Genomic DNA, 12,441 nt, shown 5'->3' with positions numbered 1-12,441 from the left:
TGCTCATCCGCAGTGTGCATATACTCGACAGGCCCGGAAACGGCATGTTTTTTTGCAGGATCCTGGCGCCTTTCCCGGCCTTAGTCGGGATCATTCCAACAACAATCTGGAGACAAACAATGAAACCAAGCGTCAAGGCGCGATTGCTGGTCGCGCTATGTGCAGCACTTGCGGGAGCGGCCGCATCGCCACTCGCCTTCGCCGACGGCAAGCCGGTCGAACTGACCGTGTCGGCGAAGCAGTACAAGCAGTATTTCAGGGAAGCTTCGAACGAGTTCAACGTGCCGGTCGAACTGCTGCAGTCGATCGCCTACGCCGAAACGCGCTGGCATCCGCACGTCCCCAAGGGCAAGCTGAAGAAGAACGGCGAACCCGAGGTCGAGGTGGAATCGCACGAGGGCATGCCGATCAGCTACGGGATCATGGGCCTGCGCGACGACAACCACTTCGGCCACTCCCTGCGCGAGGGCGCGGCCCTGATCCGCGTGACGCCCGAACAGGCGGCGTCGGACACGCGCTCCAACATCCGCGCCGCCGCCGCCCTGCTCGCACAGTACGGCGCCCGCAAGAACAAGGCCTTCCCGCTCGAGGACTGGGAAGCCGCGGTGGCGCGCTACAGCGGGATCCCGCAGCCCGAGATCGCGAAGATCTACAGCTACGAAGTGCTGACCGCGATCCGCCAGGGACGTCGCAGCGACAAGTTCGAGATCGACCAGAAGCACGTCGAGATGGAGAAGGTCTACGGCAAGGACAAGCTGCGCAAGCTGTCCGCGCGCCGCATCACGATCGAAACCGGCACGCCCGATCCGAAGATTTCGGCACCGGACTTCGCAGACACCCCGAACAAATAATAACGAGCAGAATACGGAGACAATCTATGAAGACCTTGATGCGCAGCCTACTCGCAGGCCTGTGTTTCGTCGCGTCGGCCCAGCCGGCGCTTGCGTCGACCGACTACCCGCCGGCCATCTGGAACCCGGCCGCCAGCTGCAATTATTCCGCCCGTACCGCCGCGGTCAGCCACGTGACCGTGCACACCACCCAGGGCTCCTACGCGGGCTCGATCTCCTGGTTCCAGAACTGCAGCGCCGGCGTCAGCGCCCACTACGTGATCCGCTCTTCGGACGGCCAGGTGACCCAGATGGTGCGCGAGGCCGACAAGGCCTGGCACGTGGGGAACTCGAACGGCTACACCATCGGCATCGAGCACGAGGGCTACATCGCCAACCCGTCCGCCTGGTACACCACCGCCATGTACAACGCCTCGGCAGCGCTGACCAAGGACATCCTGGCCTCGCGCGCGCTGGCGCAGAAGGTCTACGATGGCAGCAGTGGCTGGAACGCGGTACCGTCGGACTCGCTGTACAACGTCAAGGGCCACGTCAACTACGCGAGCCAGAGCCACACCGATCCGGGTTCGGGCTGGGACTGGCCACGCTACAAGTCGCTGGTAGCCGGCAGCAGCTCGGGCGGTGGCACCACCGCTACCTGGCCCCTGGTCCAGTACGGGAACACCGGCGAACGGGTGCGCACCATCCAGTACCTGCTGCAGCAGTGGGGCTATACGCTCACGGTGAACGCCAGTTTCGACACCGCGACCCAGAACGCGGTCAAGAACTTCCAGTCCTCGCACGGCCTGGGCGCGGACGGCATCGTCGGCAACGCCACCTGGCCGGCGCTGGTGATCCTGACCCAGCAGGGCGATTCGGGCGCCAAGGTGCGCGCGGTGCAGAGCCAGCTCAACGAGAGCGGCGCGGGCATCACGGTGGACGGCGCCTTCGGGCCGGCCACGGCAACGGCGGTGAAGAACTTCCAGACCTCGAAGGGCCTGAGCGCCGACGGTGTCGTGGGTGACAACACCTGGAACAAGATGGTCTGGTAGTGCTCCCGGGACGTGCGTGCCCTTATCATGGCGGACAAGCACGTCCGACAAAGCGCTTGACCCTCACGCAAGGTGAGGCTCCAGAGTAGCGCTACGCATGAAGAACAGGGAGAAGCTCGATGCTGAAAGTGGGAGAACTCGCGGCGCGCGCCGGCCTGACGGTCCGCACGCTGCACCATTACGACAGCATCGGGCTGCTCTCGCCTTCTGCGCGTTCCGATGCCGGCTACCGGCTCTATGACCGCGACGACGTGGCGCGCCTGCAGCAGATCCAGGCCCTGCGCGCGTTCGGCATGGCGCTCAGCGACATCGGGGCTTACCTGGACAGTCCGGAAGCGTCGCCGCTGGCCATCGTCGAGCGCCAGCTCAAGGCCCTTGACCAGCAGATCGCCGAAGCCGCGCAGATGCGCGAGCAGCTGCTGCGCCTGCGCTCACGCCTGGCCGCCGGCGACGAAACGGACATGTCCATCTGGCTAACCACTCTGGAGCAGATGACGATGTACGAAAAATACTTTACGAAAGAAGAACTGGCGCGCCTGCCGCTGTACCAGAACCCCGCGGCGCAGGCCGAATGGCGGGAACTGGTCGCGCATGCGCATGGACTAATGACGAAAAACGTGGCGCCCGGCTCGCAGGAAGCAAACGCCTTTGCCGTGCGCTGGCTCGAACAGCTCGAACGCGACACCGGCGGCAACCCGGCCTTCGTCCTGCAGCTGACCGCCATGACCTCGCAGGACCTGGAAGTGCAACAGCAAACCGGCATGTCGCTCGCGCTGCAGGCCTATATGCGCTCAGTGCTCGCGGAACTGCGCTTCACGATCCACGCGCGCTACCTGCCGGCGGACACGGTGGAGCGCATGCGCCGCCACGAAGCCGCGCATGCGGACGAGTGGATCGTGCTGGCGTCCCGGATCCGCGCATGCCTCCAGGTGGATCCCGAGGCCCGATCCGTGGAAGCCCGGCAGCTCGCGCGCAGCTGGTTCGGGTTGTTCACCGACATGGTGGGCGACGATCCGGAAGTGATCGCACAGTTCCGCCTCGCCACGCGCTCGGAGCCGCTGCTGCGCCTGGGCACCGGCATCGGTGACGACGTCATCGAGTTCCTGCGCAAAGCCATGGAAAACCTGCACACCAACGCTTGATTGGCGGGGAGCGCGGCGTTGCTCAACGCGGGATCGACAGCGCCAGCGTTTCCTTCAGCTCTTCCATCACCACATAGCTCTTCGATTGGCCGGCGTCGGCCACATGCAGGATTTCGCCCAGCAGGCGCCGGTATTCCGACATTTCCGGAATGCGCGCCTTGATCAAATAGTCGAAGTCCCCAGATACGAGGTGGCACTCCATCACCTCGGGAATGCCCAGCATCGCACGGCGGAAACGGTCGAAAGCCTTTTCCGATTTCTGGTGCAGCGTGATCTCGACGAACACCAGGATCTGCAGGCCCATGGCCTGGGGATTCACGCGCGCGTGGTAGCCGGTGATGACGCCGTCGCGCTCCATGCGCTTGACCCGCTCGATGCACGGCGTCAGCGACAGGCCCACCTGTTCGGCCAGGTCTTTCATGACGATGCGCGCATCGTCCTGCAGGACCGACAGGATGTGGAGGTCGATCTTGTCGAGGACGCGGTTGGAATTCTTCTGGACGCGCATGAATTTTCACTGAAAACGGGTGTAATAACAGAAACCATTATTCCATTAGCGGCGGTAATATGGCAATCTTTTCTAAATCCCGCATCATTTACTTCAGGACCTGGGCATAACATGCGCGTTCTCGTATTGGGCAGCGGCGTGGTCGGCGTGACCACCGCTTACTATCTGGCCAAGGCAGGCCACGACGTCACCGTCATCGACCGTCAACCCGGCCCTGCCCTGGAGACCAGCTTCGCCAACGCCGGCCAGATCTCGCCGGGCTATGCCTCGCCCTGGGCGGCGCCGGGCATTCCGCTGAAGGCCGCGAAATGGCTGTTCCAGAAGCACGCGCCGCTGGCCATCCGCCCGGACGGCTCGCTGTTCCAGCTTGCCTGGATGTGGCAGATGTACCGCAACTGCACGGCCGGCCGCTATGCGGTGAACAAGGAGCGCATGGTGCGCCTGGCCGAGTACAGCCGCGATTGCATCCGCGAACTGCGCGCCCAGACCGGCATCGAGTACGAAGGCCGCAGCCTGGGCACGATCCAGCTGTTCCGCACCCAGCAGCAACTCGACAGCGCCGCCAAGGACATCGAAGTCCTGAAGCAGGCCGGCGTGGAATACGAACTGCTGCTCGGCCATGACCTCGGCAAGGCCGAGCCGGCGCTGGGCACGCACGGCACCCTGGTTGGCGGCCTGCGCCTGCCGAACGACGAGACCGGCGACTGCCAGCTGTTCACCACGCGCCTGACCGCGATGGCGCGCGACCTGGGTGTGCGCTTCGAGTTCGACACCGACATCCAGGCCCTCGACATTGCCGGTGGCCAGATCACCGGCGTGCGCACCGCCAGGGGCACGCTCATGGCCGACCGCTACGTGCTGGCGCTGGGCAGCTATTCGCGCCTGCTCCTGAAAGACCAGTTCCAGCTGCCTGTCTATCCGCTCAAGGGCTACTCGATCACCGTGCCGATCACGGATGAGAGCCGCGCCCCGGTATCGACCATCCTGGACGAGACCTACAAGATCGCCGTCACCCGCTTCGAAGACCGCATCCGCGTCGGCGGCATGGCCGAGATCGCGGGCTACAGCAAGGCCCTGAACCCGGCGCGCCGCGAAACCCTCGAAATGGTCGTCAACGACCTGTTCCCGGGCGCCGGCGACACCCGCCAGGCCTCGTTCTGGACCGGCCTGCGCCCGATGACCCCGGACAGCACCCCGGTGGTCGGCGCTACTCCGCTGCGCAACCTGTTCGTCAACACCGGTCACGGCACCCTGGGCTGGACCATGGCCTGCGGCTCGGCCAGCGTCATCGCCGACCTGGTGAGCGGCAAGCAGCCGGCCATCCGCGCCGACGACCTGGCGGTGTTCCGCTACGCCGGCACGCCGCAAGGCGCGGCCGCCCCGGAACTGGTCAAGGCGTAAGCGTTCGATGGCAGATTCCGTGGATGCGTCCCGCGCCGGGGCGCGGCTCACGATCGACCTCGGGGCGATCCGTGACAACTACCGGCTGCTGGCCGGGAAGACCAGAGGGGCCTGCGCGGCCGTCATGAAAGCCGATGCCTACGGCCTCGGCATGGAACAGGTGGCGCCCGCGCTGGCGCTGGAAGGCTGCCGCGTCTTCTTCACGGCCCACCTGGACGAAGGCATCCGCCTGCGCCAGCTGGTGCCGGACGGCTGCGCCATCTACGTGCTGCACGGCCCGCCGCCGGGCACGGCGACGGATTTCTTCCAGTACGACCTGCGTCCCGTGCTGAACGACCCAAGCCAGGTGCAGGAATGGCGGCAGCTGGCGCGCAAGCTCGGGCGCATGCTGCCGGCCGCGATCCAGGTCGATACCGGCATGTCGCGCATGGGCATTGCACCCGGTGACCTGATGGCCTTGTCGGGGGAGAAGGACTGGCTCGCCGGCATCGAGCCCACCCTGGTGATGAGCCACCTGGCCTGCGCCGACGAGCCGGGCCACCCGCTCAACGACACCCAGCGCCGCCGTTTCGACAGCATGCGCGAGCTGTTCCCCGGTGTGCCTGCCAGCCTTGCCAATTCCTCGGGCGTGTTCCTCGGATCCTCGTTCCACTATGACCTGCTGCGCCCGGGCGCGGCGCTGTACGGCATCAATCCGCAGCCGGGCATGGAGAATCCCCTCAAGCAGGCTGTGTCACTGCACGCCCGCATCGTGCAGGTGCGCACGGTGCGCGAAGGCGACGTGGTCGGCTACGGCGCCTACCACCTGGTTCCGAGCGAGCGCCGCATCGCCACCGTCGCGGTGGGCTATGCCGACGGCTGGCAGCGCACCCTCTCAGGGCGCGGCTTCGCCTTCGTCGATGGCGTCGTGGCGCCTTTCGTGGGGCGGGTGTCGATGGACAGCATCACGCTGGACGTTACGGGCATCGCGCCGGAGCGCGTGGTGCCGGGGGCGGACGTGGAGCTGATGGGCGAGCACCAGCCGGTGGATGAAGTCGCCGCGCTGTCGGGGACGATTGGGTATGAAGTCTTGACGCGCCTCGGCAGCCGCTTCCATCGGCGTTACGTTTGATCGTGCAAAATTGGATCCCGGCCTTCGCCGGGATGACGGTTTTTAGGCTACTTGCAGGAGTGGCGCGGCCTGAATATCCCGCAATCTAACCAACGTCGTTCCCGCGCAGGCGGGAACCCAAGTTCGTCGCATCCCACGAACATAAAAAAAAACGGCCGGACATCCAGTCCGGCCGTTTCCGTTTACACGCTGCAGCAGCTTACGCCAGCTTGCCGTGGCACTGCTTGAACTTCTTGCCGCTGCCGCACGGGCACGGATCGTTGCGGCCGACCTTTACGCCCATGTAGGTGCTGTGGTCTTCCGCCGCCACCGGTGCCGCCCCGCCGCCCACCGGGTTCGGGTTGAGCAGCTCTTCCGGCGCGGCCGAGGGGTTGAAGTCGGCGTGCTGGTAGTTGACGTTTTCCAGGTGCGACAGCTGGGCCGCCATCGCGGCTTCGGCCGCTTCGACTTCCTCGCGGGTCTGGATGCGGACCGTCATCACGGTGCGGATCACTTCGTTCTTGATCATGTCCAGCATGTTGCTGAACAGCTCGAAGGCTTCGCGCTTGTACTCCTGCTTCGGGTTCTTCTGCGCATAGCCGCGCAGGTGGATGCCCTGGCGCAGGTGGTCCAGCGCCGCGAGGTGCTCGCGCCAGTGGGTGTCCAGGCTCTGCAGCATGACGTTGCGCTCGAAGCCGCCGAAGGACTCGGCGCCGACCACCGCCACCTTGGCGTTGTACGACTCTTCGGCAGCCTTGAGCACGCGCTCGAGGATGTCGTCGTCGTTCAGGTTCGGATCGTCCACCAGCATCTTCTGCAGCGGAATGCTCAAGCCCCATTCGGCGCCCAGGACCGACTCCAGCGAGGCGATGTCCCACTGCTCTTCCACCGACTCGGCCGGCACGTACTGGCGCACCAGGGCTGTGAACACGCCCACGCGCAGCGAGGCAATCAGCTCGGCCATGTCGACCGACTCCAGCAGCTCGTTACGCTGGGTGTAGATCACCTTGCGCTGGTCGTTGGCGACGTCGTCGTATTCCAGCAGTTGTTTACGGATGTCGAAGTTGCGGGCTTCAACCTTGCGCTGGGCGGTCTCGATGGAACGGGTCACGATGCCCGCTTCGATCGGCTCGCCTTCCGGCATCTTCAGGCGTTCCATGATGGCGCGCACGCGGTCGCCGGCGAAGATACGCAGCAGCGGGTCGTCCAGGCACAGGTAGAAGCGCGAGGAACCCGGGTCGCCCTGGCGGCCCGAACGGCCGCGCAGCTGGTTGTCGACCCGGCGCGATTCGTGGCGCTCGGTACCGATGATGTGCAGGCCGCCGGCGCCCACCACGTGGTCGTGCAGCGATTGCCATTCGTCGCGCAGCTGCGTGGCCTGCGCCGCCTTGTCGGCGTCCGACAGCTCGGCATTCGCCTCGATGAGCTGGATCTGCTTCTCGACATTGCCGCCCAGGACGATGTCGGTCCCGCGGCCCGCCATGTTGGTGGCGATGGTGATCATCTTCGGGCGGCCGGCCTGGGCGATGATTTCCGCTTCACGGGCGTGCTGCTTCGCGTTCAGGACGTTGTGCGGCAGGTTCGCCTTGTTCAGGATGCCGGACAGGAGTTCCGAGTTCTCGATCGAGGTGGTACCCACGAGCACCGGCTGGCCGCGCTCGTAGCAGTCGCGGATGTCGTTCAACATCGCGTTGTACTTCTCTTCGGCCGACTTGTACACCTGGTCCTGGCGGTCCTTGCGCTGCGACGGCTTGTTCGGCGGGACCACCACGGTCTCCAGACCGTAGATCTCCTGGAATTCGTAGGCTTCGGTGTCCGCCGTACCGGTCATGCCGGCCAGCTTGGTGTACATGCGGAAGTAGTTCTGGAAGGTGATCGAGGCCAGGGTCTGGTTCTCGTTCTGGATGCGCACGCCTTCCTTGGCTTCCACGGCCTGGTGCAGGCCGTCCGACCAGCGGCGGCCCGTCATCAGGCGGCCGGTGAATTCGTCGACGATCACGACTTCATTGTTCTGCACCACGTAGTGCTGGTCCTTGTGGTACAGGACGTGGGCGCGCAGCGCCGCGTACAGGTGGTGGACCAGGGTGATGTTGGCGGCGTCGTACAGGGATGCGCCTTCCGGCAGCAGGCCCCATTCGGTCAGGATGGCTTCGGCCCGCTCGTGGCCGCTTTCCGTCAGCAGCACGGTGTGCGCTTTCTCGTCCTTGGTGTAGTCGCCCGGGACTTCGATCTTGCCCTTGCCGTCCGGGGTTTCTTCGCCGATCTGCAGGGTCAGCAGCGGAGGCAGCGCGTTCAGGCGCTGGTACAGGTCGGTGTGGCTCTCGGCCTGGCCCGAGATGATCAGCGGCGTACGGGCTTCGTCGATCAGGATCGAGTCGACCTCGTCGACCACGGAGAAGTTCAGGCTGCGCTGCACGCGTTCGCGCACGTCGTAGACCATGTTGTCGCGCAGGTAGTCGAAGCCAAATTCGTTGTTGGTGCCGTAGGTGATGTCCGAAGCGTAGGCTTTCTGCTTGCTGTCGTGGTCGAGCTGCGACAGGTTCACGCCGGTGGTCAGGCCCAGCCAGCCGTACAGGCGGCCCATCGACTCGGCGTCACGCTGGGCCAGGTAGTCGTTGACGGTAATGACGTGCACGCCCTTGCCGGACAGGCCGTTCAGGTAGACCGGCAGGGTTGCCATCAGGGTCTTGCCCTCACCCGTACCCATTTCGGCAATCTTGCCCTGGTGCAGGACCATGCCGCCGATTAGCTGGACGTCGAAGTGGCGCATCTTCATGACACGCTTGGCCGCCTCGCGGCACACCGCAAACGCTTCCGGCAGGATGTCGTCGAGCGTCTCGCCCTTGGCCAGGCGGTCCTTGAATTCCGGCGTCTTGGCCTGGAGTTCGGCGTCCGACAGCTTTTCCATCTGGGGCTCGAGCGCGTTGATCTGGCGCACGGTCTTTTGGTATTGCTTGAGCAGACGCTGGTTACGGCTGCCGAAAATCTGGGTCAGGAATGACATTGCTGTGTTCTAGAAAATTACGCCGCAAAAAGAGCCAGGGCGAGCACTACATGACTCGCCGAAGACCGCCTATGGCAAAAAGCTACTGATTTTATCATGCGATCCGGCCACACTTGAGGGCGACAGTTCAGATAACAAGATGTTACCAAGCCGACATTTATTATTTTTGTTGCTGTATTGACAGATTCTTCAGGTCGTACTCGATGCGGTCGGACAGCACGGTGGCGTCATGATAAAGGAAGAGGACTTCATCTCCGCTTCCCGGTACGAACAGCAGCTTGCGCAGCTGCGCCATCTCGGCGGGGTCGAGCCGCGCCATATTATTGGTCGACAAATACACCACTTCGCGGTGGTAGCGCGAGAACATCGGGGCGCCGGCATTGCCGAAGGAATCGGCCAGCACGACCAGGCGCGGTCCCAGTCCCGGGGCCGAATTCAGGAAGCGGCCGACGTCGCCGAGCTTTTCCATCGCCGTCTTCGCCTCGGGGAAGCAGTCGGCGCCGCGGCAGGGGGTGATCGTGGTGCCGCCGAAGTTCGGGTCGTCCGTCATGCTGTCGTGCTGGATGCCGGGGAACAGCCAGCCGACGTCGGACGGCGACATCCGCTGCACCAGCGGGATCGGGGTGGTGTTCGCACTGCGGCCCCAGAAGCGTTGCTCGGCCAGGCCAGCCACGGCCGCGGCGCCGGAGGCGTTCCAGTGGAAGAAGGTCTTGGGGAAGAATTCGACGCGGTCGCGCATGGCCCGCATTTCGCTCAAGGGGAAATAAACCAGTTCGCGTGCCTCGGGCGCCAGCGCCGGCGAGGCCAGGATGCGGCGCAGCGGCACCGCGTCCGGGCGGCAGCGCTCGGCCTGCCAGGGCTGCATCTGTTCGCTGTACACCACCGGCCCCGACGGCACGATCAGCAACCTGGCGGCGATGCCCTCGGCCTTGAAGGTGGCGATGAAGCCGTTGATCTGCTGGACGATCTCGGGCTCGCGCCTGAATTTCCAGCCGCAGGCGACCAGCGCCGTGTAGGGCTCTCCCCTGCCGCGGTCATTGTGGGCGGCCAGGAAGATCCGTCCCTCTCGCCCCATCATCATCTGGTTGGTCGGGAAGCGGCCGAACAGGTCGTGGTACAGGCGTGCGTTGAACGCGACCATCTGCGAACGCCAGCCGAAATGGTCGTTGACCCAGGCTTCGGCCGCGGCCGGCCAGGCGCGCGCATCGCTCCAGCTGTGCGGCACGGCAGGGGCGGCCGCCAGTGCGCGCTGTTCGGCGCTATCAAGGCTGGGCCAGGCGAAGGTAACGACCAGCGGCAAGGCCAGGAGGCCGGTAATCACCAGTTTGGCGGAATGGCGGAAGATTCTCATGGCTCAGAACCGGTAATAGAGGAAGGGATTGTAGGTGCCGCCCGCCAGGCTGCAGGCGCACAGGGCGACGCAGGCCACGGCCAGCGGCAGCCTGGCCCAGCGGCCCGCCATGAGGGCCGGCGGGGTGCCGCTCGATGCCACCGGCGCGCGGCCGGTCGGCATCACGGCAAACGCCAGGCCGACCGCGAGCGCCACCAGTTCGAGCGAGGCGATCTCGGCCTGCCACGGATGGCCCGATGGGTTGGCCGAGCCACCCGCCAGGGCCGCAAAATAACTCAGCGCGGCATCCATGTCGGCCGCGCGGAACCAGACCCAGCCCAGCATCGCCACGGCCAGAGTCCATGCCTGCGCCAGCGGCCAGGGCAAACGGTCCAGCAGCTTGCGCAGTCCCATGCGTTCGACGATCAGCCAGGCGCCGTGCCAGGCGCCCCACACCACGAAGGTCCAGGCCGCGCCGTGCCAGAGGCCGCACAGCAGGAACACGAGGCCCAGGTTGAACCAGGTGCGCACCGGGCCGCGCCGGTTGCCGCCGAGGGGGATGTACAGGTAGTCGCGGAACCAGGACGACAGGCTGATGTGCCAGCGCTGCCAGAACTCGGTCAGCGAGCGCGCCGAATACGGGCGGTCGAAATTGGGCGGGAAGCTCAGGCCCAGCATGTGTCCGAGGCCGATCGCCATGTTGGAATAGCCGGCGAAATCGTAATAGATCTGCAGGGTGTAGCACAGCAGGCCGAGCCAGGCGGTCAGCGCGGACAGCTCGGCGTGGTCGGCGCCGAACAGGCGGTCGGCGGGAAACGCCAGGGTATTGGCGATCAGGACCTTCTGCGCCAGGCCAAGCGCGAACAGCTGGAAGCCCGCCAGCAGGCGCTCGTTCGACAGCACGCGTTTGCCCATCTCGTCGGCCACCTGGCGGTAACGCACGATGGGGCCGGCGATCAGCTGGGGGAACAGCGCTTTATAGGTGGCGAAGCGCAGGAAGCTGGACTGGGCCGCGACTTCGCCGCGGTACACGTCGACCAGGTAGGAAATCCCCTGGAAGGTGAAGAAGGAGATCCCGAGCGGGAGCGTAATGTGCGGCACCGGCAGGCCGGCCGCGAGCGCGCTGTTGATCGCCTCGGCCAGGAAGCCGGCGTACTTGAACCAGATGAGCAGGCCCAGGTTGGCCGAGACACCCGCCGTCAGCCAGATCCGTGCGCGGCGCCGGTGTGCAGCGGTACTGGCCAGCGCCAGGCCGACACCGTAGTTGAGGGCGGCCGACAGCAGCAGCAGCGGCAGGAAACGCGGTTCGGCCCAGCCGTAGAACACCAGGCTGCCGATCAGCAGGACCGCGTTCTTCCAGGGCAGCAGGTAATACAGGGAGAGGAAAACCGGCAGGAAAAAGAACAGAAAGATGATCGATGAGAACAGCATCTGGCGTAGGCGTGAGGCGACAGCGGCGCGCCATCGAATCGAGGCATTATAAAAACTATATTACCCACACGCAAGCTTGTTACCGTGGCATTGCAAACGCCATCCACTATGGTAAGGTGCGCCCATCACGCATTCGCCTTCCCTCATCACGTGCACATCTACGGTACCAAGAACCGGCAGACATCGATCGTCGCGACCGATTTCCTGCGCAAGAACGACCGCATGGCCAGCCTGCTGCCTGCGGCGATGCGCATGGCGCGCCTGCAGTCCGACTGCGCCGCCATCCTGCCCGTCCTGGCCGGCAATACCGACGTGATTTCGTTCCAGGACGGCGTCCTGGTGCTGGCCGTGCCCAGCTCGGCCGTGGCGGCGCGCATGAAGCAGATGCTGCCCAAGCTGCAATCCTCGCTGGCAGGGCGCGGCTGGGCGGTGGAATCGGTCAAGCTGAAGGTGCAGGTGGGTCGCGCCATGCCGGACGACAAACCCCAGATGCGCACCCTGGAGCTGCCTAAGACGGCGGTGCAGGCTTTTGAAGAGCTGGCGGAATCGCTCGAGGAGACCAGCCAGAACAAGGATCTGGTGGCGGCGCTTCGGCGCCTGGCGGAGAAGCGTAAGTAGGGTCCGGGTCCGGCCAGGCAGACCCTCAAGAACCT

Annotated in this window: 10 protein-coding genes; 6 read left to right on the top strand and 4 right to left on the bottom strand. The window is 65.2% G+C overall.

Going from position 1 to position 12,441, the window contains the following annotated elements; all coding sequences use genetic code 11:
- Positions 1 to 119 precede the first annotated feature (119 nt).
- The 3 genes from LK539_RS06405 to LK539_RS06395 all read left to right on the top strand — a co-directional run bounded on the left by LK539_RS06405 (position 120) and on the right by LK539_RS06395 (position 3,024).
- Entirely contained in the window at positions 120 to 851 is a 732-nt protein-coding gene (locus LK539_RS06405; RefSeq protein WP_227800077.1) for a transglycosylase SLT domain-containing protein, read from the top strand.
- Positions 852 to 877: 26 nt separating this feature from the next.
- Positions 878 to 1,882 carry a peptidoglycan-binding protein gene (locus LK539_RS06400; protein ID WP_227800076.1) on the top strand — a complete coding sequence of 335 codons (1,005 nt, stop codon included), beginning with the start codon at positions 878 to 880 and terminating at the stop codon, positions 1,880 to 1,882.
- Between the two features lie 119 nt (positions 1,883 to 2,001).
- On the top strand, positions 2,002 to 3,024 hold the full coding sequence (locus LK539_RS06395) for a MerR family transcriptional regulator (protein ID WP_227800075.1): 1,023 nt from the start codon (positions 2,002 to 2,004) through the stop codon (positions 3,022 to 3,024).
- 22 nt (positions 3,025 to 3,046) lie between these two features.
- Here LK539_RS06395 and LK539_RS06390 read toward each other — a convergent pair whose 3' ends face one another.
- A complete protein-coding gene (locus LK539_RS06390; RefSeq protein WP_159696317.1) occupies positions 3,047 to 3,532 on the bottom strand; it encodes an Lrp/AsnC ligand binding domain-containing protein in 486 nt (161 codons plus the stop codon).
- Positions 3,533 to 3,643: 111 nt separating this feature from the next.
- Between LK539_RS06390 and LK539_RS06385 the strand changes: the two genes are divergently transcribed.
- Entirely contained in the window at positions 3,644 to 4,933 is a 1,290-nt protein-coding gene (locus tag LK539_RS06385) for a D-amino acid dehydrogenase (protein ID WP_227800074.1), read from the top strand.
- A 7-nt stretch (positions 4,934 to 4,940) separates the two neighbouring features.
- A complete protein-coding gene (gene alr / locus LK539_RS06380; protein ID WP_227800073.1) occupies positions 4,941 to 6,044 on the top strand; it encodes an alanine racemase in 1,104 nt (367 codons plus the stop codon).
- 199 nt (positions 6,045 to 6,243) lie between these two features.
- Here alr and secA read toward each other — a convergent pair whose 3' ends face one another.
- From secA to LK539_RS06365, 3 genes are all read right to left on the bottom strand, one after another.
- Entirely contained in the window at positions 6,244 to 9,027 is a 2,784-nt protein-coding gene (gene secA / locus LK539_RS06375; protein WP_227800072.1) for a preprotein translocase subunit SecA, read from the bottom strand.
- Between the two features lie 160 nt (positions 9,028 to 9,187).
- On the bottom strand, positions 9,188 to 10,378 hold the full coding sequence (locus tag LK539_RS06370) for a hypothetical protein (RefSeq protein WP_227800071.1): 1,191 nt from the start codon (positions 10,376 to 10,378) through the stop codon (positions 9,188 to 9,190).
- A gap of 3 nt (positions 10,379 to 10,381) precedes the next feature.
- Positions 10,382 to 11,788: an MBOAT family protein gene (locus LK539_RS06365; RefSeq protein WP_227800070.1), complete on the bottom strand. Its 1,407-nt coding sequence runs from the start codon at positions 11,786 to 11,788 to the stop codon at positions 10,382 to 10,384.
- Positions 11,789 to 11,938: 150 nt separating this feature from the next.
- Here LK539_RS06365 and LK539_RS06360 point away from each other — a divergent pair, with 150 nt between their 5' ends.
- Entirely contained in the window at positions 11,939 to 12,406 is a 468-nt protein-coding gene (locus LK539_RS06360; RefSeq protein WP_227800069.1) for a DciA family protein, read from the top strand.
- Positions 12,407 to 12,441 lie beyond the last annotated feature (35 nt).

It is taken from the genome of Massilia sp. IC2-476 (genome assembly GCF_020707295.1).
Classification (GTDB): domain Bacteria; phylum Pseudomonadota; class Gammaproteobacteria; order Burkholderiales; family Burkholderiaceae_D; genus Telluria.
This window is presented reverse-complemented; position numbering and strand designations above follow the sequence as displayed.